The sequence below is a fragment of the Blastococcus sp. LR1 genome (genome assembly GCF_020166105.1).
Classification (GTDB): Bacteria; Actinomycetota; Actinomycetes; order Mycobacteriales; family Geodermatophilaceae; genus Blastococcus.
Map to the genome: position 1 here is coordinate 16,160 of NZ_JAIUJY010000004.1, position 23,631 is coordinate 39,790.

Annotated in this window: 18 protein-coding genes; 10 read left to right on the forward strand and 8 right to left on the reverse strand. The window is 73.3% G+C overall.

Annotation, left to right across the window (positions count from 1 at the left end):
• Window positions 1–170 precede the first annotated feature (170 nt).
• The 3 genes from LBW97_RS11935 to LBW97_RS11945 all read left to right on the forward strand — a co-directional run bounded on the left by LBW97_RS11935 (window position 171) and on the right by LBW97_RS11945 (window position 6,247).
• Entirely contained in the window at window positions 171–776 is a 606-nt protein-coding gene (locus LBW97_RS11935; RefSeq protein WP_224499603.1) for a hypothetical protein, read from the forward strand.
• Window positions 777–834: 58 nt separating this feature from the next.
• Window positions 835–1,206: a phage holin family protein gene (locus LBW97_RS11940; RefSeq protein WP_224499604.1), complete on the forward strand. Its 372-nt coding sequence runs from the start codon at window positions 835–837 to the stop codon at window positions 1,204–1,206.
• 85 nt (window positions 1,207–1,291) lie between these two features.
• A complete protein-coding gene (locus LBW97_RS11945; RefSeq protein ID WP_224499605.1) occupies window positions 1,292–6,247 on the forward strand; it encodes an NAD-glutamate dehydrogenase in 4,956 nt (1,651 codons plus the stop codon).
• A 141-nt stretch (window positions 6,248–6,388) separates the two neighbouring features.
• Here the strand turns inward: LBW97_RS11945 and LBW97_RS11950 are convergent, their stop codons facing one another.
• Complete coding sequence (locus tag LBW97_RS11950) at window positions 6,389–7,807, reverse strand: amidase (protein ID WP_224499606.1); 1,419 nt, start codon at window positions 7,805–7,807, stop codon at window positions 6,389–6,391.
• 62 nt (window positions 7,808–7,869) lie between these two features.
• Between LBW97_RS11950 and LBW97_RS11955 the strand changes: the two genes are divergently transcribed.
• A complete protein-coding gene (locus tag LBW97_RS11955; protein ID WP_224499607.1) occupies window positions 7,870–9,606 on the forward strand; it encodes a DEAD/DEAH box helicase in 1,737 nt (578 codons plus the stop codon).
• A 67-nt stretch (window positions 9,607–9,673) separates the two neighbouring features.
• Here the strand turns inward: LBW97_RS11955 and LBW97_RS11960 are convergent, their stop codons facing one another.
• The 3 genes from LBW97_RS11960 to LBW97_RS11970 form a co-directional block, all read right to left on the reverse strand.
• Entirely contained in the window at window positions 9,674–12,274 is a 2,601-nt protein-coding gene (locus LBW97_RS11960; RefSeq protein ID WP_224499608.1) for a SpoIIE family protein phosphatase, read from the reverse strand.
• Window positions 12,275–12,429: 155 nt separating this feature from the next.
• Window positions 12,430–13,173 carry a peroxide stress protein YaaA gene (gene yaaA, locus LBW97_RS11965; protein ID WP_224499609.1) on the reverse strand — a complete coding sequence of 248 codons (744 nt, stop codon included), beginning with the start codon at window positions 13,171–13,173 and terminating at the stop codon, window positions 12,430–12,432.
• Window positions 13,174–13,178: 5 nt separating this feature from the next.
• On the reverse strand, window positions 13,179–13,982 hold the full coding sequence (locus tag LBW97_RS11970; protein ID WP_224499610.1) for an exodeoxyribonuclease III: 804 nt from the start codon (window positions 13,980–13,982) through the stop codon (window positions 13,179–13,181).
• 129 nt (window positions 13,983–14,111) lie between these two features.
• Here LBW97_RS11970 and LBW97_RS11975 point away from each other — a divergent pair, with 129 nt between their 5' ends.
• Genes LBW97_RS11975 through LBW97_RS11985 form a run of 3 tightly spaced genes read left to right on the forward strand, consistent with a single transcriptional unit; the run spans window position 14,112 to window position 16,450 of the window.
• On the forward strand, window positions 14,112–15,656 hold the full coding sequence (locus tag LBW97_RS11975) for an LCP family protein (RefSeq protein ID WP_224499611.1): 1,545 nt from the start codon (window positions 14,112–14,114) through the stop codon (window positions 15,654–15,656).
• A gap of 29 nt (window positions 15,657–15,685) precedes the next feature.
• Window positions 15,686–16,201, forward strand: coding sequence for a GNAT family N-acetyltransferase (locus LBW97_RS11980; protein ID WP_224499612.1), 516 nt, complete (start codon window positions 15,686–15,688; stop codon window positions 16,199–16,201).
• Window positions 16,202–16,246: 45 nt separating this feature from the next.
• Window positions 16,247–16,450, forward strand: a complete 204-nt coding sequence (locus LBW97_RS11985; protein ID WP_224499613.1) for a hypothetical protein — start codon at window positions 16,247–16,249, stop codon at window positions 16,448–16,450.
• Between the two features lie 16 nt (window positions 16,451–16,466).
• Here LBW97_RS11985 and LBW97_RS11990 read toward each other — a convergent pair whose 3' ends face one another.
• The 4 genes from LBW97_RS11990 to LBW97_RS12005 form a co-directional block, all read right to left on the reverse strand.
• Window positions 16,467–17,678, reverse strand: coding sequence for an acyl-CoA dehydrogenase family protein (locus LBW97_RS11990; RefSeq protein ID WP_224499614.1), 1,212 nt, complete (start codon window positions 17,676–17,678; stop codon window positions 16,467–16,469).
• 132 nt (window positions 17,679–17,810) lie between these two features.
• On the reverse strand, window positions 17,811–18,251 hold the full coding sequence (locus LBW97_RS11995) for a DUF4383 domain-containing protein (protein ID WP_224499615.1): 441 nt from the start codon (window positions 18,249–18,251) through the stop codon (window positions 17,811–17,813).
• 193 nt (window positions 18,252–18,444) lie between these two features.
• Window positions 18,445–20,100, reverse strand: coding sequence for a carbamoyltransferase C-terminal domain-containing protein (locus LBW97_RS12000; protein WP_224499616.1), 1,656 nt, complete (start codon window positions 20,098–20,100; stop codon window positions 18,445–18,447).
• Window positions 20,101–20,205: 105 nt separating this feature from the next.
• The gene (locus tag LBW97_RS12005) at window positions 20,206–21,930 is read right to left on the reverse strand and encodes an ATP-dependent DNA helicase RecQ (protein WP_224499617.1); all 1,725 of its coding nucleotides are present in this window, start codon (window positions 21,928–21,930) and stop codon (window positions 20,206–20,208) included.
• A gap of 194 nt (window positions 21,931–22,124) precedes the next feature.
• On the opposite strand from LBW97_RS12005, the gene LBW97_RS20615 reads away from it, so the two are divergent.
• From LBW97_RS20615 to LBW97_RS12020, 3 genes are all read left to right on the forward strand, one after another.
• On the forward strand, window positions 22,125–22,478 hold the full coding sequence (locus LBW97_RS20615; RefSeq protein ID WP_224499618.1) for a LuxR C-terminal-related transcriptional regulator: 354 nt from the start codon (window positions 22,125–22,127) through the stop codon (window positions 22,476–22,478).
• 109 nt (window positions 22,479–22,587) lie between these two features.
• Complete coding sequence (locus LBW97_RS12015; RefSeq protein WP_224499619.1) at window positions 22,588–22,947, forward strand: hypothetical protein; 360 nt, start codon at window positions 22,588–22,590, stop codon at window positions 22,945–22,947.
• Window positions 22,929–23,615 (forward strand): ABC transporter ATP-binding protein, encoded by a 687-nt coding sequence (locus tag LBW97_RS12020; protein WP_224499620.1) that lies wholly within the window; start codon window positions 22,929–22,931, stop codon window positions 23,613–23,615. The genes LBW97_RS12015 and LBW97_RS12020 overlap by 19 nt, the downstream gene beginning before the upstream one ends.
• The last annotated feature ends 16 nt before the right edge of the window (window positions 23,616–23,631 follow it).

Sequence of the window (23,631 nt, forward strand, 5' to 3'; positions counted from 1 at the left end):
GTATGGCTTCGTCTAGCCACTGCCCTAGAGATCGGTAGAACGCCCTAGCGCGTGTCGGAGGACGCCTGCGCGGGCTGTGGACAGCGTGGCCGGTCGATCACCGCGGGTGGATAGGGTCTCGCTCGGTGCCGGATCGGCACCGTCCCCGAACGGAAAGACGTCTCGACCCGATGCTTCGTACCTCCCGGCTCGCTCCCGCGCTCCTGATCCCCGCGCTGCTGCTTCCCGCCTGCGGCGGGGAGGAGTCGGCGGACACCGCTGATCGCGCCCCCTCGGCGGAGACGTCGTCGTCGGCGCCTGCCACCAGCGAGGCGCCCGCTGCGATGAGCGACCCGATCCCGGTCGGCGAGACCATCAGCGACCCGGTGCTGGGGCACCAGATCAGCGTGAAGAACGTGATCCGCAACTTCCCCGTCCCGGCCGACTCCCCGATGGCCGACAAGGAGCTCGTCCTCGTGGAGATCGAGGCCACCGCCGGCAGCGAGTTCTACGGCGGTCTGTACGGCAGCGAGTTCCGGCTCGTCGAGCCCGGTGAGGAGATCCCCTCGCCGTCCACCGGCGCCTTCGACGAGACCATCACGGCCGAGGGCCTCACCCCGTGGGTCGAGCTCGACCGCGGCGCGACCGGCACCGGCTGGCTGGCCTTCTTCGCCTACCAGCCCGGCGTTCCCGGTCTCGAGCTCCAGTACAAGCGCTCGGCCGCCACCGTGATGGGCTCCGACCAGCAGATCGAGGAAGAGCTCTTCACGGTTCCGCTGCCCGACCCCACCTCCTGAGCCCAACACGCCCGCCGGAGCGGCTGCCCCGGCGGGCGTGGGCGCTAGCGTGGGGCGCGTGATCAAGTTCCTGCTCAAGGTCGTCCTCCTCGGCGCGGTCTTCTTCCTGCTCACGAAGTACGACGTGCTGCCGGGGTTGAACGTCCAGGAGAACCCGGACGGGCCGCTCGGGATCTACGGCTCCTACCTCTGGATCGCCCTGATCTTCGGCGTCGTCAACGCCGTCGTCGGGCCGATCCTGCGGCTGCTGTCGCTGCCGTTCGTGCTGCTGACGTTGGGGCTCTTCCTGATCGTCATCAACGCGGCCCTCCTCGGGCTGACCGCGGCGCTCACCACGCGCCTGGAGATCGACGGCATCGGCACCGCCATCCTGGGCGGGCTGATCCTCGCCGTGGCCGGCTGGGTGGCCGACCAGCTGCTCGACCGCTGAGCCCGCTGAGCCTCCCGGGCGGCCGGCCCGGGTGCGCGTCGCGTCGCCGTGACGGGGCTCTCAGGGAGCAGTAACGTGGCCGTTCATGGCCAGTGACACCGGGATCGCCACCGAGCTGGCCGCGCTGGAAGCCGCCCGCGACGAGAAGCGCCACCTGCTCGACCGGGCCGCGGAGCTCGCGGGCGCCGATGCCGGCCCGGTGGGCGAGCTGCCCGCCGGCTGCCGCGCGGAGGACCTGCCGGCCTTCCTGCGCCGGTACTACTGGAGCGAGCCGGCCCAGGAGGTCGTCGGCCGCTCGCCCGATCTGCTCGCGGACCTGGCGCTCGGCCACCTCGCGCTGGCCGAGGTGCGCCCGCCCGGCTCGGCGACCGTCGACGTGCAGCAGCCGGCGGGGGAGCGTCCGCACGCCGTCGTGCGGCTGGTCACCGACGACATGCCGCACCTGGTCGACTCGGTCACCGCGGAGGTCGTCCGCCAGGGCTTCGCGCTGGAGCACATCGTGCACCCGGTGCTCGTCGTCCGCCGCGACCTGCGCGGCCGGATCACGGCGTTCTGCGACAGCGCCGACGCCGCGGCGTGCGGCGCCGACGCCGTCGCCGAGTCGTGGATGGCCGTCGTCCTGGACGGGCCCCTGGACGACGAGGCCGCCGAGGACCTGGTCGCCGGGCTGCGCACGGTGCTGGACGACGTCCGGGCCGTCTGCGAGGACACCGTCCGGCTGCGCGAGCGGGTCCGCGAGCTGGCCGCCCGGCTGGACCAGATGGCGCCGGACGAGGCCGCCGGCCCCTCCGACGACCCGGCCGAGGCCGCCGCGCTGCTGCGCTGGCTGGCGGACGGCAACTTCGTGCTGCTCGGCGCCCGCGAGGTGGAGCTCCCCGCGGACCCCCGGGCGGCCGTCCGCGCGGTCCCCGGGACCGGCCTCGGGGTGCTGCGCAGCGACACCGACATGAGCGGCGGCTCGGCCACCCCGGAGGCGGCCCAGGCGCCCGCCGGCCATCTGCTGGTCGTCACCAAGGCGGACTCCCGGGCCACCGTGCACCGGCGGTCCTGGCTGGACCTGATCGCCCTCACCACGCCCGCGGACCCTTCCGGCGCCCGGCGCCAGTACCGGTTCGTCGGGCTCTTCCCGTCGGTGGCCTACTCCAGCAGCGTGCTGGACGTGCCCCTCGTCCGGCGCCGGGTCGCGGAGGTGGTCGCCCGGTCCGGCGTGCCGGCCGACAGCCACACCGGCAAGGAGCTGCTCGAAGTCCTGGAGACCTATCCGCGCGACGAGCTGATGCAGGTCGACGCGGACGAGCTGCTGCCGGTCGCGATGGGCGTCCTGCACCTGCAGGAGCGCCGGCAGACGCGGCTGTTCCTCCGGCAGGACCCGACGAAGCGGTTCTGGTCCGCGCTGGTCTACCTGCCGCGGGACCGCTACACGACCGAGGTCCGCCTGGCGATGCAGCAGCAGCTGCTCGAGCGGCTGGGCGGGAGCAGCATCGAGTTCACGGCCCGCTCGACGGAGTCGGTGCTGGCCCGCCTGCACTTCGTCGTCCGGCTGCCGATCGGCCGCAAGGGCGCCCCCCGGCAGGTGCGCGTCGACGTCGACGCCCTGCAGGCGGAGCTGGCGGCGGCGGCGCGCAGCTGGAACGACGAGCTCTCCGCCGCGCTGACCGCCCGCTTCGGCGCCGACGCCGAGACCGTGTTCGCGCGGGTGGCCGACGCCTTCCCCGCCGCCTACCAGGAGGACTTCACGGCGGAGCGGGCCGTGGAGGACCTCGTCCGGCTCGAGGAGCTGGCCCCGGGGGGTCTGGCGCTGCGGCTGTGGACGCCGACCGGCGCCGAGCCGGGCGAGCGCCGGCTGTCGGTGTACCGGGTCGGCGAGCGGCTGCTGCTCTCGCACATCCTCCCGATGCTGCAGAACATGGGTGTCGACGTCGTCGACGAGCGGCCCTACGAGCTGGACCGGATCGGCGCCCCGCCCACCTGGATCTACGACTTCGGCATCGCCGTCCCGCAGGTCGAGCTGCCGCTGGTGCGCTCCCTGCCGGAGCGGTTCACCGAGGCGGTCGGCGCCGTCTGGCGCGGCGAGGCCGAGGACGACGGCCTCGGCGCGCTGGTGATGCTGGCCGGGCTCAACTGGCGGCAGGTCGCCGTGGTCCGCGCCTACGTGCAGTGGCTGCGCCAGGCCGGCCTGCCGTTCAGCCAGTCCTACGTGCAGCAGACGCTGGCCGCTCACCCCGGTGTCGTCGCCCGGCTGGTCGCGCTCTTCGAGACCCGGTTCTCCCCGGGCCGGGTCAACGGCCGGGAGGAGCGCCAGGCCGACCTGGTCGCGGCGCTGCGGCGCTCGATCGGCGAGGTCGCCTCGCTCGACGCCGACCGCGTGCTCAGCTCGCTGCTCGCCGCGGTCACCGCCACCCAGCGGACCACCTACTACGCGATGTCCACCGCCGCCCGGCCGGCGCTGGCGTTGAAGCTGGACCCCGCCGAGGTGCCGGACCTCCCCGATCCGCGACCGAAGCACGAGGTGTGGGTGAGCTCGCCGCGCGTGATGGGCGTGCACCTGCGGTTCGGCAAGGTCGCCCGCGGCGGGCTGCGGTGGTCCGACCGACGCGAGGACCTGCGGACGGAGATCCTGGGCCTGGTCAAGGCGCAGATGGTGAAGAACACCGTCATCGTGCCGACCGGCGCCAAGGGCGGGTTCGTCGTCAAGCGGCCCGCGGTGGAGGGCGCCACGCGCGACGAGATCCTCGCCGAGGGGCAGGCCTGCTACCGGATCTTCATCGGCTCGCTGCTGGCCCTGACCGACAATCTCGTCGACGGCGAGGTCGTGCCACCTCCACGGGTCGTGCGCCACGACGGCGACGACTCCTACCTGGTCGTCGCCGCGGACAAGGGGACGGCGACCTTCTCCGACCTGGCCAACTCCGTGTCGCTCGAGCGCGGCTTCTGGCTCGGCGACGCCTTCGCCTCGGGCGGTTCCGTCGGCTACGACCACAAGGCCATGGGCATCACCGCCCGTGGCGCGTGGGAGTCGGTCACCCGGCACTTCCGCGAGCTGGACCTGGACGTGCAGCGCCAGGACTTCACCGTCGTCGGCGTCGGCGACATGTCCGGTGACGTGTTCGGCAACGGGATGCTGCTGTCGGAGCACATCCGGCTGGTCGCCGCGTTCGACCACCGCCACGTCTTCGTCGACCCCTCGCCCGATGCCGCCACCTCGTTCCGCGAGCGGCAGCGGCTGTTCGACCTCCCCCGGTCGAGCTGGGAGGACTACGACCCGCAGCTGATCAGCGCCGGTGGCGGGGTCTGGCCGCGCTCGGCGAAGTCGATCCCGGTGTCCGAGCAGATGCGGAGCGCGCTCGGGATCGCCGACGGCGCCACCTCGATGAGCCCGGTCGACCTGATGCGGGCGATCCTGCTGGCTCCGGCGGACCTGCTGTTCAACGGCGGCATCGGCACGTACGCGAAGGCCGCGTCGGAGAGCCACCTGGAGGTGGGCGACCGGGCCAACGACGCCCTGCGCGTGAACGGCGGGGAGCTGCGCGTCCGCGTCGTGGGGGAGGGCGGCAACCTCGGGCTCACCCAGCGCGGGCGGGTCGAGTACGCCCTCGCCGGCGGCAAGGTGAACACCGACGCGATCGACAACTCCGCGGGCGTGGACACCTCCGACCACGAGGTCAACATCAAGATCGCGCTGAACCGCCCGGTCGCCGCGGGTGCCATCGACGCCGAGGGCCGCGCGGCGCTGCTGGGCGAGATGACCGACGACGTCGCCGTCGACGTCCTCACCGACAACCACGCGCAGAACGCCACCCTGGCCGTGGAGACGGTGTCGGCGCGAAGCCTCATGGACTCCCACGAGCGCTTCATCCGGTCGCTGGAGCGCTCCGGCCGGCTGCGCCGGGCGGTGGAGTTCCTGCCCGACGACCGGGCCCTCGCCGAGCGCCGCCGCGACGGGCAGGCGCTGACCAGCCCCGAGCTCTCGGTGCTGCTGGCCTACGCGAAGCTCGAGGCCGGCGACGCCGTGCTGCACTCCGCGCTGCCGGACGACCCGGCGCTCGAGGCGCTGCTGGTGGAGTACTTCCCGGCGCCCCTGCGCGACCGCTTCCCGGATGCGATCACCGGCCATCCGCTGCGCCGGGAGATCATCGCGACGGCGCTGACGAACCGGGCGGTCAACGTCGCCGGCGTCACCGGGCTGTTCCGGCTCGGCGAGGAGACCGGCGTACCGCTGGCGGCCGTGGTCCGGGCGCACGTGGTCGCCCGCGCGGTGTTCGGCATCGACGGGATCTGGGACGCCGCGAGGCCGCTGGACAACCGCGTTCCCGCCGTCGTGCAGGTGGAGGCGCGCACCGAGGCCACCCGCCTGGCCGAACGCGCCACCCGCTGGCTGCTCCGCCAGCCCGACCTGACCGCGGACAACCCGCCGCCGCTGGCGGAGGTCGTCGCGCGCTTCGCCGGTTCCGTGGCCGAGGTGCAGGCGGGGCTGCCCGGTTGGCTGATGGGCCGGGAGGCCGAGGCGTTCGCCGCCCGGACCGCCCGGCTGCGCGAGGCGGGTCTGCCCGCGGAGCTCGCCGCTCGGGTCACCACCGCGCCGCTGCTGCCGGCCGCCCTGGACCTCGCCGTCGTCGGCGAGCGGACCGGTGCGCCTGTGGCGCTGGCCGCCCAGGTGATGCAGCGCCTGGCCGAGCGCCTGGGCCTGGCGCCACTGCGCGACCAGGTGACGGCGCTGCCGCGCGACCGCCGCTGGCCGTCGATGGCGCGGGCCTCGCTGCGCGACGACCTGGCGATGGAGCAGTCGTCGCTGACCGAGGACGTGCTGGGGCTGCGGACCTCCGACGCCGAGTCGCCGGCGGAGCTCGTGACGCGCTGGGAGGAGAACTGGGACGCCGCTCAGCGCCGCGCGGCCGGGCAGCTCGCGGACATCACCGCCGGCGACCGGCAGGAACTCGCCGAGCTGCTGGTCGCGGTGCGGACCCTGCGCGGGCTGCGGAAGCGCCGTCAGGCCCGCCGCGTCGCCCGCCCCGGCGAGGAGAAGCAGATCCCGGGCGCCTGACGCGCGGCCGTCGAGATATGAACGCCCGGATGCGGATGAGCGCGGTATCGCAGGCCGCGGATATCACTCGCAGGCGCACGTGGGCGGCTATGGCGGCATCTCGGGCTGTCTAGCGCTCCCGCTAGAGAGTCGTAGAACGGTTCAGACGAGCGGACGGCGCTCGCCGAAGCGGGTGGCCTGCTCGAAGGCGTGCCCCACCTCGAGCACCCGCCGGTCGGCGCGCGGCGGCCCCACGACCTGCAACCCGACCGGCAGCCCGTCGGGCGTGAACCCGCCCGGCACCGACAGCGCCGGGCAGCCGGTGGGGGAGAGCAGCGTGCAGGAGCGCATCCAGGCCAGGTAGTCCTCCTGCGGCTCGCCCGCGATCTCGGTCGGGTACTCCAGCTCCACCGGGAACGGCAGCACCTGGGTCGTGGGGCACAGCAGGACGTCGTAGCGCGTGAAGAACTCGACCATCCGCTCGTAGAGCCTCGTGTGCCGCTGCTCGGCGCGGGCCAGGTCGGTGCCGGTGAGCCGCGCACCGAGCGCGGCGTTCCAGCGGATCGTCTCCTTGACCTGGTCCGGATGCCGCCGGATCAGGTCGCTGAAGGTGGCGTCGAACAGCCAGGCGCGCAGCGTGCCGAACACCTCGTCGGCGCCGTCCAGGTCCGGGCACGCCTCCTCGACGACCGCGCCGAGCTCCTCGACCACCGGCAGCGACGCCGCCAGCACGGCGGTGATCGCCGGATCCACCGTCACCCGCCCACCGAGATCCGGCGCCCAGGCCACCCGCAGCCCGTCCAGCCGCTCGGGCAGGGGAGCGGCGAACCCGGCCGGGTCGTCCGAGAGCGAGAGCGGCACCCGGGGGTCGGGGCCGGCCAGGGCCGAGAGCTGCAGCGCGACGTCGGCGACCGTGCGGCCCAGCGGCCCCTGCACCGAGAGCGTCGACCAGCCCATCGCCGCCGGCCACGAGGGCACCCGCCCCGGCGTGGGGCGCAGCCCGACCACGTTGCAGAACGCCGCCGGGTTGCGCAGCGAGCCGCCCATGTCGCTGCCCTCGGCGAGCGGCACCAGCCCGGCGGCCAGCGCCGCCGTCGCCCCGCCGCTCGAACCGCCTGCCGAGAGCCCGTGCCGGTAGGGGTTGTGGGTGGCCCCGAACACCGGGTTGACGGTGTGCGAGCCGGCCGCGAACTCCGGCACATTGGTCTTGCCGATCCGGATCGCGCCGGCCGCCTTGAGCCGGGCGACCACGAGCTCGTCGCGCAGCGGCACGGTGTCGCGGTGCAGCGGCGAGCCCCACGTCGTGCGCATGCCGCCGGTGGCGTGGGTGTCCTTGTGCGCGACCGGGAGCCCGTGCAGCGGCCCGAGCGGTTCCCCCGCGGCCTGCGCGGCGTCGGCGGCGTCCGCGGCGGCCCGCGCGCCGTCGACGTCCAGCGTGACCACGGCGTTGAGCTGCGGGTTCAGCCGGTCGATCCGGCCCAGGTGCGCCTCGAGCAGCTCCCGCGCCGACACCTCCCCGGTCCGGACCAGCGCCGCCAGCTCGGTCGCGGGGCGGGTGCAGAGCTCGTCGGCGGAGGTCACCGGACCAGCCTCGCAGAAACCCGGGTGCGCGCGACCCGCGTCACCGGTGAACGATGGAGGGGATGAGCGACGAACGAACGACCCCCGGCGACGAGTACTCAGCCCCCGACGAGCACTCGGCCCCGGACGAGCACGCCACCTTCGAGGACCTCGGCCTGCGCCCGGAGCTGCTGAAGGCGCTCTCCGCCCTCGGCTACGAGGAGCCCACGCCGATCCAGCAGGAGGCGATCCCGCCGCTGGTCGGAGGCCGCGACCTGCTCGGCCAGGCGGCGACCGGCACGGGGAAGACCGCGGCGTTCTCGCTGCCGGTGCTCCAGCAGCTGTCCGCCCACCGCCGCGACAAGCCGCCGGTGGCGCTGGTCCTGGTGCCCACCCGCGAGCTCGCCGTCCAGGTGTCGGAGGCGCTGCACAAGTACGGCCGCGACCTCGGCGCCCGCGTGCTCCCGGTGTACGGCGGCGCCCCGATCGTGCGCCAGCTGCGGAGCCTGGAATCCGGTGTCGACGTCGTCGTCGCCACCCCGGGCCGGGCGCTGGACCTGCTCAACCGGGGCTCCCTGCAGCTCGGCGAGATCGCGACCGTCGTGCTCGACGAGGCCGACGAGATGCTCGACATGGGCTTCGCCGAGGACCTCGAGGCGATCCTCGACGAGACGCCGCGGGAGCGGCAGACGGTGCTGTTCTCCGCGACCATGCCGCGCCGGCTCGACGCCCTGGCCCGCCGGCACCTGAACGACCCGGTACGGATCACCATCGCCAAGGAGAAGGCGGCGGCGGGCGAGGCCCCGCGCGTGCGGCAGACCGCCTACGTGGTGCCGCGCGGCGCGAAGCCGGCGGCGCTGGGCCGGATCCTCGACATCGAGGCGCCGACGGCGGCGATCGTCTTCTGCCGCACCCGCGAGGAGGTCGACACCCTCACCGAGACGCTCAACGGGCGTGGCTACCGGGCCGAGCCGCTGCACGGCGGGATGAGCCAGGAGCAGCGGGACAAGGCGATGGGCCGGCTGCGCAGCGGGACGGCGGACCTCCTGATCGCCACCGACGTCGCCGCCCGCGGGCTGGACATCGACCTGCTCACGCACGTCGTGAACTATGACGTCCCGTCGGCGCCGGAGTCCTACGTGCACCGCATCGGCCGGGTCGGCCGCGCCGGGCGCGAGGGCGTCGCCATCACCCTGGCCGAGCCCCGGGAGCACCGGCAGCTCAAGACGATCGAGAAGGTCGCCGGTGCGACGATCTCGGTGCAGACCGTGCCGACCGTCGCGGACCTGCGCGCGCGGCGGCTGGACCTGACCCGGGCGGCGCTGCGGGAGAGCCTGCTCGGCGACGAGCTCGACCGGTTCCGGGTCGTGGTCGAGACCCTGGCCGACGAGTTCGACCTCATGGAGGTCGCGCTGGCCGCGGTCAAGCTCGCGCACGAGGCCGGGGGAGGGGTCGACGACGACGAGGAGATCCCGCAGGTCGGCTTCCGGCCGGACTCCGGCCGCCCCGACACCCGCGGTGGGAGCCGCGACGGCGGGCGGGGTGCGGGCGACGGCGGCCGGCCGCCCCGGCGCTCGTCGGGTCCGGCGGGCCGGCTCTTCGTGGGCCTCGGCCGCGAGGCCGGCATCCGTCCCGGCGACCTGGTCGGCGCGATCACCGGCGAGACCGAGCTGACCGGCCGGGACGTCGGCTCCATCGAGATCCACCAGCGCTTCGCGCTCGTCGAGGTGCCCGAGGGCGCTGTCGACGACGTCGTGAACGCCCTGCGCGCCACGATGATCAAAGGCCGCAAGGCGACGATCCGGCGGGACCGCTCTTAGAAGGACCCCTTGCCCCCCACCACTCGCATGCTCGCGGTGGGGCCCTGCAAGGGGCCGTTCCAGCACGTCACGAAGCGACGTCCGGTGGCACGGTCGGGGGGACCCGGTTCGGGCCGGCCTCGCGCGGCCGGGGCCGGTCCTGGCGGTGCAGCCGGACGGCGACGAGTGCGACGTCGTCCTCCGGGCGCCCGTGGACGAGTCGCTCCAGCAGCTCGTCGAGCAGCTTCTCCAGCGGCAGGCCGGCGAGCTCGATCAGCGCCTCGCGCAGCCGGTGGATGCCCTCGTCGAGGTCGGAGTCGCGGCGCTCGACGAGGCCGTCGGTGTAGAGCAGGACCGTCGAGCCGCGGTCGAGCGTGATCACCGACTCGCGGCGCTTGCTCGCCGGGTCGACGCCGAGCAGCAGGTCGCCGTTCCACTCCGCGAGCTCGGCGACGCTCCCGTCGGGATGGATGACCAGCGGAGGCAGGTGGCCGGCGTTGGCCCAGCGCATGCGGGTGAGGCCGCGGGCGAGCTCGTCGGGAGTCTGCTCGAAGCGCGCCACCGCCGCGGTCGCCAGCGTCTGCATCTGCAGCGTGGTCATCGACATGTCCAGGCCGCGCAGGACCTCCACCGGGCCGGCGTCGCTGTAGGTCGCGATCCCGCGCAGCAGCCCGCGCAGCTGCCCCATCGCGGCGGCGGCCTCGGTGTCGTGGCCGACGACGTCACCGATGACCAGCATCGTCGTGCCGCCCGGCTGCATGAACGCGTCGTACCAGTCGCCACCCACCCGGGCCGCCTCGGCGGCCGGCAGGTAGCGGACGGCGATCTCGGCGTGGTCGGGCTCCGGCGGCTCGGTGAGCAGGCTGCGCTGGAGCCCCTCGGCCAGCTGCTGGTGGGCGCTGTAGAGCCGGACGTTGTCCAGCGCCAGGCCGGCGCGGTCGGCCACGTCCTGTGCGGTGCTCAGGTCGGCCTCCCGCACCGGGGTGCCGTCGGCGTAGAACACGGTGAGCAGACCGACGACCCGGTTCCGGCCGCGCAGGGGGATGACCACGGCCTCGCGGGGGGCCAGCTGGTGCAGCACCTCGCGGATCTCGCCGTCGGGGAACATCTCCCGCACCTCGGGGCCGTCCCGGCGGATCACCTCTCCCGTCCGAAGCGCGACCGAGGCCGGGGAGTCCGGCGGCATGGCGTCGAGGCGGAGCTCGGTGTACCGCTCCAGCGCCGGGCGCAGCTCGGGATCGGCGTGCCAGCAGCCGACGTCGCGTGCTCGACCGTCGGCGTCGACGACGGTCACGATGCAGAAGTCGGCGAGCGCGGGGACGACCAGCCGGGGCAGGTGGGCGGTGGCGGCCAGCGGGTCCAGGGCGCCGGCCAGCTCGGCGCTGACCTCGGCCAGCAGGGCCAGCCGCCGGGTGGCGTCCTCGACCTGGGCCTGCACGCGCCGGCGCTCGGTGACCTCGACGAAGTAGACCGAGAGCCCGTCGGGGCTCGGCCAGGCGCGCACCTCGTACCAGCCGTCGAGGGGGGGCGGGTAGTAGGCGTCGAACGAGGTCGGGTTCCCCGTGCGGACCGCCTCGCGGTACTCCTCGTCGAAGACGCTGTCGACCGCGTCGGGGAACTCGTCCCAGAGCACCCGGCCGAGCAGGTCGTCCCGCGAGCGCTGCAGCAGGCGCTCGGCGACGGCGTTGACGTAGGTGAACCGCCACTCCCGGTCCACGCTGTAGAAGGCCGCCGGCATCGCCTCGAGGACGCGGGTGACGAGGGTGGCCGCCTCCCGCTCGCCGGTCACGTCGTAAGCGGTGCCGAGGATGCGGGCGGTCGTCCCGTCAGCGCCCAGCAGCGAGCGTCCGCGGGCGTGGATCCAGCGTGTGTCGCCGTGGGGCAGCACGATCCGGTACGTGGCGTCGTACTCGCCGCCGGTGTCGACCGCCTGCGTCAGCGCCTCGCCCACCCAACCGGCGTCCTCGGGATGCAGGCGGGCGTCGAAGGCGTCGATCGTGCGGCCGAAGGTGCCCGGCTCGTAGCCGAACATGGCCATGAGCTGGTCGTCCCACACGAGTTCGCCGGTCGTCTGGTCCCAGTCCCAGGTGCCGACGCCGCCGGCATCGGTCGCCAGTTCCCAGCGCACGCGGTCGTCCTCGTAGCGCCGCAGCAGAGCGGAGAGCTGGAGCTCGGTCATGACGGAGCCGGCCAGCTGCTGCAGGGTCGCGAGCTCCGAGGGGGCCCAGGGTCGGGGCTCGGCGTCGAAGACGCACAGCGCGCCGATCGGATGTCCGTCGTCGTCGGTCAGCGGTGTTCCGAGGTAGGAGCCCACGATCCCGGCCCGTACCGGAGGCAGGTCGCGGACCCGCGGGTCGCTCGCCGCGTCGGTGACCACGAGGACATCGCCGGGTGGGAGCGCGGCGGTGACCGTGCAGAGCGACTCCTCGAGCGGGCCGGTGGTGCCGGCGGTGGCCGCGCCCGTACCGGCCGCGACGTGCTGGACATCGGTCAGCAGCGCGACCTGGCTCCCCGACGTCCCGAGGAGGCGGGCGGCCAGCTCGGCCAACCGGTGCAGGCCGGGGCGGTCCCCCCGCGGCAGGATCCGCCGCGCGGCCTCGGTCCTGGAGGGGTCCTGGCGGAGCTGGGCTGCCGCGTGATCGGCGGAGGTGGCCTCCGCTGCGACCGCGCGGTCAGAGGATCCGTCCACCGATGCCCTTCTGCCCGGCGTCGCCGGAAGTCCTCGACCGATCCGCACCCGGCTCTTCGAGTGGCGCGGTCCAGCGCAGTTATGTCACGGGTTGCCTGTTGTGTGCAACCAACCACCCGGAATGCGAGCGATCTCTCCGGCCCGGCCGGGATCGATCAGGCTGGCACCACCAGCGTCAGGGCCGTTCCGCCGTCATGTTCCACGTGCAACCCCGCGCGACGCAGAAGCGCGCGCAGCCGCACGACGTCCGTCGGCTCGGCGGTCGTGGTGGCCAGCAGACGGGCCAACCGACCTTTGTGCGCCTTGTTGAAGTGCGAGACGACCAACCGCTTCCCGTCGGGGCGTTCGCTCAGCACGTCCACCGTGACCGCACCCGGCACAGGGGCCAGCGCGGCGTAGGACCCGCTGCGCAGGTCGACGACGAGCTGGTCGACCGCGGCGAGCACGGGCGAGAGGGCCGGCTTCCACAGGGCCCGCAGCGTGGGCAGCCCGGGCAGCGTCGAGCCCGCCGACAGCCGGTACGCCGGGATCAGGTCGCTCGCAGAGACCAGGCCGAACAGCGCCGAGCCCACGGCCAGGCGCCGGTCGGCGCGCGCCCGCTGGGCGCGGTTGAGGGAACCGACGTCGAGGGCGTCGTAGAGCACGCCGGTGTAGCGCTCCAGCGCCGGGCGGGTGGGGCTGGTCCACAGCTCGGCGTTGCGGGCGATCTCGTCGTCCTGCTTCGGCGAGAGGCCGAGCGCGGCCCGCGACGCCGGCACGTCCGCGGCGAGCTCTCCCAGCGCCTCGGTGATCTCGGTGCGGACCGGCGTGAGCTCGGGTGCGGTGAGCGCGCCCAGGTCCAGCGGGGCGCCGTCCCCGCCGGGAGCCTTCGTCTCCGACGGCGGGAGGAGGATCAGCACCGCTGCTACTCGGCGATGTCGACGATCACCGGCGCGTGGTCGCTGGCGCCCTTGCCCTTGCGCTCCTCGCGGTCGATGAAGGCGTGCTCCACGCGGGCCTCCAGCGCGGGGGAGCCGAGCACGAAGTCGATCCGCATCCCCTCGCGGCGCGGAAAGCGCAGCTGGGTGTAGTCCCAGTACGTGTAGACGCCCGGCCCGGGGGCGTGCGGGCGCACCACGTCGGCGTACCCGGCGTCCACGATCGCCCGGAAGGCGGCGCGCTCCGGGGGCGAGACGTGCGTGGAGTGGGCGAAGACGTTCATGTCCCAGACGTCGTCGTTCTCCGGGGCGATGTTCCAGTCGCCGACCAGGGCCACCGGCGCCGACGGGTCCTCGGCCAGCCAGCCCGCGGCGTTCTCCCGCAGGGCGGCGAGCCACTCGAGCTTGTACTGCAGGTGCGGGTCGGCGAGCGTCCGGCCGTTGGGCACGTACAGGCTCCACACCCGCACCCCGCCGCAGACGGCGCCCAGCGCCCGGGCCTCGGCCGTGGGGTCCTGCCCCTCCTTGGCCGACCAGGTCGGCATGCCGTCGAAGCCGGTCCGGACGTCCTCCAGCCCGACCTTGGAGATGACGGCCACGCCGTTCCACTGCGAGTGGCCGACGTGCGCGACCTCGTACCCGAGGTCGGTGAACCGCGACTCCGGGAACTGGTCGTCGCGGCACTTGGTCTCCTGCAGGGCCAGCACGTCGACGTCGTGCCGCTCCAGGAAGGCCGCCACCCGGTCGACGCGGGTACGGATGGAGTTCACGTTCCAGGTGGCCAGTCGCACGGGGCCCGAGCTTACGGTTCGTCGTGTCCCTGGATCGGGCGGTCCCGGTGCCCCGGGACGCCGTCGGCCCCCCGACCTGGCCGGACGGTGCGATCATGGTCGGATGAGCGGGCGGCGAGGGGGGGCGCGGTGACCGCCGGTACGGACCGGTCCGCCCCCGAGCAGGGCAGCGGGGCCTCCGGGCAGGGCACGAACCGGGCCTCGCGCAGCTTCGGTGCCGCGCTCGGCTGGAGCGTCCTGGGCACGCTGCTCCCGGGCGTCGGCTACCTCGCGGCCGGCCGTCGCCGGCTGGGCGCCGTCGTCCTCGGCCTCTTCCTCGTGCTGGTCGGCACGGTGGTGTGGCTGGCCACCGGGGGACGCCGGTTCGCCGCCCGGGCGGCGGTGGACACCGACGTCCTGCTCTGGGCGACGGTCGGCATCGGCGTCCTCGCAGCGCTGTGGGCGGTGGTCGTCGTGACCGGCTACCGCATGCTGCTGCCGCGCCCCACCTCCGGCGGCCGCCACGCGGTCGGCGGCCTGCTGGTGGCGCTCCTGGTCGCCGGCATCGCCGGCCCGGCGGTGCTGGCCGGGCAGTTCGTGATCACCTCGCGGGACCTGATCGACGGCGTCTTCGCCGACGACCGGCGGTCGGCGACGGTGCCGGACACCCCCGACCCGTTCGGCAGCAAGGACCGCGTGAACGTCCTGCTGCTCGGTGGCGACGGCGGCGAGGGCCGCGAGGGCGTGCGCACCGACACGGTGATCGTGGCGAGCTCCGACACCGAGACCGGCGAGACGACGCTGTTCAGCCTGCCGCGCAACCTGGAGGACCTGCCCTTCCCGGCCTCGAGCCCGTTGCGCGAGGTCTACCCCGAGGGCTTCGACGCCGGCAGCGAGGCGGAGAGCCTGCTCAACGCCGTCTACCGGAACGGGCCGGCGGAGTACCCCGACATCCTGGGCCCCACCGACGACCCCGGCGCCGACTTCCTCAAGCTGGGCGTCGGTGAGGCGCTGGGCCTTCCCATCGACTACTACGTGCTGGTCAACCTCGAGGGCTTCAGCCGGCTGGTCGACGCCCTCGGTGGCATCACGGTGAACGTCAACTACTACGTGCCGGTCAACGGCATCCCCGACACCCGCGAGCTCCCCGACGCCTACATCGCGCCCGGGCCGGATCAGGAGATGGACGGCGCCACCGCGCTGGCCTTCGCCCGCGGCCGGTTCGGGCTCACCGACTACGACCGCATGGCGCGGCAGCGCTGCACCATCGACGCCATCGTGGAAGCCGCGGATCCGGTGACGCTGCTGCAGCGCTACCAGGACCTGGCCGCGACCACCGAGGACATCGTCAGCACCGACATCCCGCGGGACGTCCTCGACGACTTCGTCGACCTGGCGTTCCTCGTGAAGGACGCCGGGCTGCGCAGCGTCGTCTTCGATCCGGAGGTCATCGACCCGGCCTATCCGGACTACGAGCTGATGCGGCAGCTGGTGCAGGACGCGATCGAGCCGCCCGTGGCCCCGCCGCCGGCCGAGCCGGAGGGCGAGCCCGGGTCCGACATCGCTGCCGGGTCCGAGACCGCGCCGCCGCCCCCTCCGGGACCGGTCGCCGACGTCGGCGACGCGTGCGCCTACGACCCGGTGCAGGCCCGCGAGGCGCGGGAGCAGGGCGAGCCGCCGACCCGCCAGGGCTGAGCGCCACCCCCTGGGCGGAGAATGGTCGCGTGCCAGTAGCCGTCCGCCCCGTGACCGCCGTCGACGACGCCCTGCGGGCCGAGTTGCTGGCGTGCTGGATCGACGTCACCAACGCCGGCGGCGCCGTGGGCTTCGTCCCGCCGGTGACCCGGGACGACGTCGCCCCCGTGCTGGACCGGCTGCTCGACGGCGTCCGCTCCGGTCGGGACGTGCTCTGCCTGCTCACCGACGACGGCCGCACCGCCGGGTTCGCCGCGCTGGTCGGCCTCACCGGGCCGCTGCGCCGGCACTGGGGGACCGTCCTGCGCGTGCAGGTGCACCCGTCCCGGCAGGGAGAAGGGCTCGGGCGGGTCCTGATGGAGGGCGTGCACGAGGTCGCCCGCTCGCGCGGTTACGAGTTCCTGCACCTCACCGCCCGCGACGGGACCGGGGTGGACGCGTTCTACCGGCGGCTGGGATACCGCGAGGTGGGCCGGGTGCCCGGCGCGATCCGGGTCGCGCCCGCGGACGACCGCGACGAGATCGCGCTGGTCCGCACGCTCTAGCCCCGTGCGCCCAGGCCACGTCGGGGCTCTGGCACCGTGGACGGCATGACCACTCCGGAGCCGTCGCCCATCGCCCGCCGCGAGCGCCTCGTGGGGCTGCTCGTGCTCGGTATCGCCTTCGTGCTGCTGGTCTCGTCGCCGACGTGGTTCGCCAGCGACCGGACCGGGGTCGGGGTGGCCCAGGTCGTCGTGGCCGTCCTGCTGGGCGGCGTCGGCGCCTACCTGCTGCGCCGCGCCGCCCGCGCCTGAACCCCGGCCCGCTCGATCAGCCGCTGAAGGGGCGCTCGCGCGCCAGCTCCTCCTTGGCGACGCCGCGGATGTGCACCGCGTCGGGGCCGTCGACGATGCGCAGCGTGCGGGCGCTGGCGTAGAAGCGGGCGAGCACGGTGTCGTTGCTGACGCCGGCGCCGCCGTGCACCTGGATCGCGCGGTCGATGACGTCCAGCGCGACCTTCGGGGCGGCGACCTTGATCGCGGAGATCTCCGTCTTCGCGCCCTTCGCGCCGTACTTGTCGATCAGGTCGGCCGTCTTCAGCACGTAGAGCCGGGCCTGGTCGATCTCGATGCGGGAGAGGGCGATCGCCTCGCGGACGGTGCCCTGGTCGGCCAGCGGGCGACCGAAGGCGACCCGGTTCTTGGTGCGCTCCACCATCAGCGCCAGCGCCCGCTCGGCCATGCCGATGGCGCGCATGCAGTGGTGGATGCGGCCGGGGCCCAGGCGGGCCTGGGCGATCATGAAGCCGTCGCCCTCGCCGGAGAGGATGTTGCTCACCGGCACGCGGACGTCGGTGAACTTCAGCTCGGAGTGGCCGTGCTGGTCCTGGTACCCGAACACCGGCAGGTGGCGGACGATCTCCAGGCCGGGGGTGTCGCGGGGCACGAGGACCATCGACTGCTGCCGGTGCGGCGGGCCGTCGGGGTCGGTCTTGCCCATGACGATGAAGATCTGGCAGCGCGGGTCGGCCGTTCCGGTGATCCACCACTTGCGGCCGTTGATCACGTACTCGTCGCCGTCACGGACGATCGACGTCTGGATGTTGCGGGCGTCGGAGCTGGCGACGTCGGGCTCGGTCATCGCGAAGCCGGAGCGGATCTCGCCCTCCAGGAGCGGGTTGAGCCACCGCTCCTTCTGCTCGGGCGTGCCGAACAGCATCAGGGTCTCCATGTTGCCGGTGTCCGGCGCGCCGACGTTCATCGCCTCGGGGGCGATGACGGGCGACCAGCCGGTGATCTCGGCGACGGAGGCGTACTCGAGGTTGGAGAGGCCGCCGACCTCGTGGTGGAAGAGGTTCCACAGGCCGCGCTTGCGCGCCTCGGCCTTGAGCTCCTCGAGCACCGGGGGGTGGTCGTGGTTGTCGTGACCCTGCTCGGCCCGCCACTGGTCGTAGACGGCCTCGGCGGGGAACACGTGCTCGCGCATGAAGTCCCATGCGCGCGCGCAGACGTCCTCGGCCTTGGCGGAGAGAGCGAAGTCCATGCCTGGAACGTAGCGCCGGACGTGACCGCCGTCGCACCTGGGGTCCGCGCTCCCGGGCCCGGAACGACGCGAGCCGGGCCCCGGCCGTCCCCGAGGGGAGGTCCGGAGCCCGGCTCGCGGCCGGGGTGCTGGTTACACGCGGCGGTTGTCGACGGCGTTGCGCACCGGCAGGAGCGCGATCACGAGGCCGACGATCGCCGTGGCGATGTGCAGGACGTTGTCGGCACCGTTGATGCTGAGGAAGTCCCAGTCCTTGCCGATGGCGATCAGGCCGTAGACGAACGCGGCGCCGTAGCCGATCGCGAGCAGCCAGCCGTAGGTGCGGGCGCCGGCCAGCGTGCGGGACAGCACCAGACCGGCGATGCCGATCAGGATGTGCACGACGTTGTGCATCCCGTTGATCTCGAAGATGCCGAGCAGCTTCTCCTCGGTGTTGTGCGCGAAGAAGTCGTCGAAGCCGGTGACGAAGAAGCCGACGATCCCGACGAGCAGGTAGATCGCGCCGAACGCGAGTCCGAGGATCTCGGGGACGGTCTTGCCCCGGCCCGCGGCGTTGTGGCCCGAAGCGGCCATGATGTCCTCCAAGGTGATGGTCCCGTCAGGGGCTGACGGGGGTTGTCAGGCCTGTACCCCCGGCTGAGCAGGAGTAACGGGCGTCCCCCGTTGGAGCGACGGTCGTTGCCGAACCGTCATCCGGGCGGGGAGCCCGTCAGGCCCTCGTCCCGGTGTTCGGGGCCCAGGGCGGTGCCGGTTCACCTCCGCCGGTTCAGACCTGCCCTGTACGGGGGGTGGGCCGGGACCGGCGCACGACGAACGGGCCGATGGCCAGCAGGTCCACGGGAGCCGATCCGAAGCACTCCAGGGCGTCCCGCGGGTCGTCGACCATCGGGCGGCCGGCGGTGTTGAGGCTGGTGTTCACGACCACGGGGATGCCGGTGCGCCGCTCGAAGCACTCGAGCATGCGTGCCACCAGTGGCTCCTCGGCGCGGTCGACGGTCTGGATGCGCGCGGTGCCGTCGACGTGGGTGACGGTGGGGATGCGGGCCTTCCACTCCTGCGCGACGTCGTGCACGAACAGCATGTAGCGCGAGGGGACCGGGCCGCGGCTGAAGATCTCCGGTGCCCGTTCGGCGAGCACCATCGGCGCGACGGGGCGGAACTGCTCCCGGCCCTTGACGTCGTTCATGCGCTCGAGGTTGGCCTCGTAGCCGGGGTGGGCCAGGAGGCTCCGGTGGCCCAGCGCGCGGGGGCCGTACTCGCTGCGCCCCTGGAACCAGGCGACGATGCCGTTGTCCGCCAGCACCTCGGCGACCGCGTCCGCGACGTCGCGCGGGCGTTCGTACTCGATCGCCGCCGTCGTCAGGTACTGCTCGATCTCGTCGTCGGACCAGCCGCGGCCCAGATCGGCGCCGGGCATGGGCTCGGTGGTCTCGCCGAGCCCGCGGGCGACGTGCAGGGCGCTGCCCAGCGCCGTCCCGGCGTCGCCCGCGGCCGGCTGGACCCAGACGTGCTCGAACGGGGTCTCGGCGAAGATGCGCGTGTTGGCGACGCAGTTGAGCGCGACGCCGCCGGCCAGGGTGAGCGTCGTGTCGCCGGTGCGGTCGTGCAGCCAGCGGGCCAGGTCCAGCAGCACCTCCTCGGTGCGCTGCTGCACGCTCGCGGCGAGGTCGGCGTGGGCTTCCGTCCAGTCCTCGCCCTTGCGCAGGCGGGGAGCGAATGCGGAGAAGTCGATCTTCGGTGTGCGGAAGCCGCCGTCCTCGGTGGCCACGACCAGCTCCGACAGCTCGCCCACGAACCGCGGCTTGCCGTACGAGGCCATCGCCATGACCTTGAACTCGTCGCTGCTGCGCAGGAAGCCGAGGTGGTCGGTGAGGTCCTCGTAGAGGAGGCCCAGGGAGTGCGGGAGGGCCTGCCCGGCGAGGATCTCCAGCTGCCCGTCGACGTAGCGGCCGGCGAGGTGGCTGTGCGCCTCGCCGCGGCCGTCGAGGACCAGGACCGAGTTGTCCTGCGTGGGAGCGGCCAGGCCTGCCGACGCCGCGTGCGCGACGTGGTGCTTCACGTAGCGGACCTTCGCCGGGTCGAGCCCGGGCAGGGCATGGGCGAGGAACTCCGGGGCCTTCTCGGCGTACATCTTGCGCATGACGTCGCCGTCATCACCGAGGCCGGAGTCCTCGGGCGTGCCCATGAGGGAAGGGTCGAAGGAGTAGGCGACCGCGTCGAGCTCCTCGGGGTGGATGCCCGCTTCGGCCAGGCACCAGGCGGCCGAGAGCTCGGGGAGCTCCCACGCGCTCCACGGCAGCGGCCGCTTGCCGTGCTTGCGGCGGCTGAAGCGCTCCTCCTCGGCGGCGGCCACGATCCGGCCGTCGACGACGAGGGCCGCTGCCGGGTCGTGGTAGATGGCGTTGATGCCCAGGACCTTCACGCAGAACTCCTCGGTCTGGGGGCCCGACCCGTCGTCTCCAGGTGCGTCCCCGTCGTCGCGATCTTCATGGCGGCGCGGCATCGCCGCAGCCCGAAGCCGCTCGGGTCAGCCGCGGGGGCGCAGCAGGTCGTGCTCGAGGACGGCGGCCAGCGCGAGGGTCTTGTAGCCGACCTCGTCGAACAGCACCGTGATCCGGTCGTCCTCCACCCGCATCACGGCGCCGGCGCCCCATCCGGTGTGCTCGACGGCCGTCCCGACGGGGAACGGGGTGTCGAAGTCGGGTTCACCGGCGTTGTCGTGCGCCGTGCCGGCGGTGCAGTTGTCGCAGTTGCCGCACGGGGAGTCGAGCTGCTCGCCGAAGTAGCCGAGGAGGAACTGGCGCCGGCAGTCGGTGGTCTCGGCGTAGCCGCGCATCATCTCCACGCGGCTCTGGTCCACCTTCTCGTGGTGCTCGGCCAGCTGCCGGGCGCGTTCGGCGGCCTCGCCGGGGGGAGGGGCGCCCTCGGCCGGGAAGGCGGCGCCCTCCTCGTCCAGGACGACGGCGGCGACCTGCTCCAGGAGGTTGAGGTCGCGCGCCAGCGGGGTCGCGGCGCGGCCGGTCTCCTCGCGCAGGGCCGGCACGTCCACGCCGTCGTCGATCCCGGCGGCGGCCGCGGCCTGCACCAGGCCGGCGACCTGCTGGAGCTCCTCCTCGGCGGGGGTGCCGGCAGCGAAGAACCGGCGCAGCCCCAGGTCCTCCTGCCGGTACACGAGGACGGCGAGCGCGGGTTCGCCGTCCCGGCCCGCCCGGCCGATCTCCTGGTAGTAGCTGTCGACCGAGTCGGCCGGCTCGGCGTGGATCACGAAGCGGGTGTCGGGCTTGTCGATGCCCATGCCGAACGCGGTGGTCGCGACGACGACGTCGAGCTCGTCGGCCATCCACGCGCGCTGGGTGTCCTCGCGCAGGGCCTTGTTCAGGCCGGCGTGGTAGTGCCGCGCGCGGAGGCCCCGGTCGGTCAGCTGCCCGGCGATGGTCTCCGTGCCCTTGCGGGTGGCGCTGTAGACGATGCCGGGCCCGCGCCCCTCGCCGATCTCGGCCAGGACGCGGTCGAGCACGCCCTGCTCCTTGCCGTGCGCGTCGGCGTAGTGGTCGACCTCCAGCCGGATCTCGGGGCGGTCGAAGCCGGCCACGACGACCTCCGCGTCGCGCATGCTCAGCAGCTCCACGATCTCGGCGCGGACCGGCGGCGCGGCGGTGGCGGTCAGCGCCAGGACCGTCGGGCGGCCGAGCTGGTCGATGACGCTGCCCAGGCGCAGGTAGTCGGGGCGGAAGTCGTGCCCCCACGCCGACACGCAGTGCGCCTCGTCGACGACGAACAGCGCCGGCTTGGCCTCGGCGATGGCCTCGACGACCTCGCCCTTGGTCAGCTGCTCGGGGGCGAGGAAGAGGAAGCGGACCGTTCCGTCACGCAGGCCGTCCAGCGCTTCCTGCTGGGCGCCGGCGGACAGCGTGGAGTTCAGCTGCGCGGCGCGGCCGGCGCGCTCCTCGAGTTCGGAGAGCCGGTCGACCTGGTCCCGCTGGAGGGCGATGAGCGGGGAGACGACGACCACCGGGCCGTCGAGGAGCTGCCCGGCGACCTGGTAGATCGCCGTCTTCCCGGCGCCGGAGGGGAGGACGGCCAGGGTGTCGCTCCCGCCGACGACGGCCTGCATCGCGCGTTCCTGCCCGGGGCGGAAGCCCTCGTAGCCGAGGACCTCGCGGGCGAACTCCCGGATGCGGCGGGTGCGGACCGAGGCGCTGTTCCCCGCGGGGTTGTCGTCGGACGCGGCAGGGGTGGTGGTGCGGGGCACCGGCTCCGGCTGCCCGGTCCCCGCGACCGGCAAACCGGGCCGCGGGCGAAGAGCTGCGCGCGCCCCTCCATCCCGTGGCGTGGATGACGGGGTGGCCGGGTCACCCCAGTCAAGGCCCCGGGTGGAGGCGCACGTACCACTTGTTACGGATTGACTCCGTGCAGTAACTTGGCCCGGCCTCGATGGTGGCGGCCATGGTCGCCATCTGCCGAGCAGCCGGGGGAACCGACGGGATCGACTTCGGAGGTGGCTGGAGAGTGCCTTCGGGGGAGGTGTGCGGCCAGACCCAGCGGGCCTGCCGGTGGCGGTTCACGGACTCGGAGTTGGAGATCCTGCGCCTGGTGGCAACCGGCATGACCGACGACGCCGTCGCCACCAGGCGAGGATCCAGCTCCCACACGGTGCGTCACCACATGGCATCAGCGATGAGGCGAGCGGCAGCGTGCTCGCGCACCGAACTCGTTGCCAAGTGCTTTGCGGCGGGGGTCCTGACGTCCACCTGGCCGCCGGACATCTCCGTGACCCACTGCCTGTGCAGTCTCGACTGAACCTGCCCGGCGGAATTGCCTAGTCGAAACCGGCGATGTGCGGGGGAGCGGAAAGCCACCACGATCTCCCTGAACCGAACAACGGTTCCCGACAGATCGAGAGGTAAACATGTCCAGTGCACGGAATGTCACAGCGGGAGCGGCGCTCTTCGCGGCGATGCTCTTGTCGGTTGCCCCGGCAACGGCCGCCATCGGCTTGATCTCGTACGAGGGGAGCGACTTCTCCCAGGACGTGAACACGTCGAGCGCTGTGCGGGCCTGCGACGGCGAGAGCGACTCGCACGGCGTCCACGCGGACTTCACGACCAAGGGGTCGGGCGTCGTTCAGCAGATCCGGGACGGAAACGGGGCCAACAACAGCTGCGCGTACACCGGCAACTACGGCAACTACAACATCTATTCGCACCGGGCCGTCGAAGAGATCAATGCCGCCCCGGACAACTTCGGCCCTTGGAAGTACCCGTCCTGATGCACCTCGGAGTTGATGTTCGGGAAGTGGTGGTAGAGGCCGGTGACCACCTGGTGCTGGCCTCTACCACCCTTTTCGCCGCTCCTGGGGAGGTCGTTGCCATCATGGGCCCCTCAGGATCAGGAAAGACGACCCTGCTGGCCTGCGTGGGCGGAACGGCGGTGCCGACGAGCGGCACGGTCGACGTCGACGGGACGCGCGTCTCCGGCCTCGCCCCCGCTGCGCGCGCGCGATTCCGTCGTGAGCACGTCGGTCTGATCTTCCAGGATCCTGAGCTGCTGGACGAGCTGACGGTGGGCGAGAACGTGGCGCTGCAGCTGATCTTCTCCGGGGTGCCCCGATCCGAGGCGCGGAAGCAGGCGATGACAGCTCTGGATCGAGTCTCGCTGGCACATCTGGTCGATTCGCCGATCCAGCACCTGTCCGGAGGAGAAGCTCAACGGGTCGCCGTGGCGCGCGCAACCGTGCGCCGGACTGCTGTGATCCTGGCTGACGAGCCGACTGCATCGCTGGATGCGACCAATGCGCGCCTCGTCACCGACCTCCTCATCGACGCAGCCCGCGACCAGGGGTCCGCAGTGCTGCTGGCCACCCATGACGCTGACGTCGCTGCCGCCTGCGACCGAGTGGTCTCCCTACGCGGAACGAGAGTCGACACGGTGCGATGAGGTTGTTGCTACGCCT

Coding starts and splice junctions, on each gene's coding strand:
- LBW97_RS11945 (WP_224499605.1), top strand. CDS start 1,292: ATGGCCAGTGACACCGGGATCGCCACCGAGCTGGCCGCGCTGGAAGCC.
- LBW97_RS11985 (WP_224499613.1), top strand. CDS start 16,247: ATGACCACTCCGGAGCCGTCGCCCATCGCCCGCCGCGAGCGCCTCGTG.
- LBW97_RS11995 (WP_224499615.1), bottom strand. CDS start 18,251: ATGGCCGCTTCGGGCCACAACGCCGCGGGCCGGGGCAAGACCGTCCCC.
- LBW97_RS11990 (WP_224499614.1), bottom strand. CDS start 17,678: ATGGACTTCGCTCTCTCCGCCAAGGCCGAGGACGTCTGCGCGCGCGCA.
- LBW97_RS11955 (WP_224499607.1), top strand. CDS start 7,870: ATGAGCGACGAACGAACGACCCCCGGCGACGAGTACTCAGCCCCCGAC.
- LBW97_RS20615 (WP_224499618.1), top strand. CDS start 22,125: ATGGTCGCCATCTGCCGAGCAGCCGGGGGAACCGACGGGATCGACTTC.
- LBW97_RS12015 (WP_224499619.1), top strand. CDS start 22,588: ATGTCCAGTGCACGGAATGTCACAGCGGGAGCGGCGCTCTTCGCGGCG.
- LBW97_RS11935 (WP_224499603.1), top strand. CDS start 171: ATGCTTCGTACCTCCCGGCTCGCTCCCGCGCTCCTGATCCCCGCGCTG.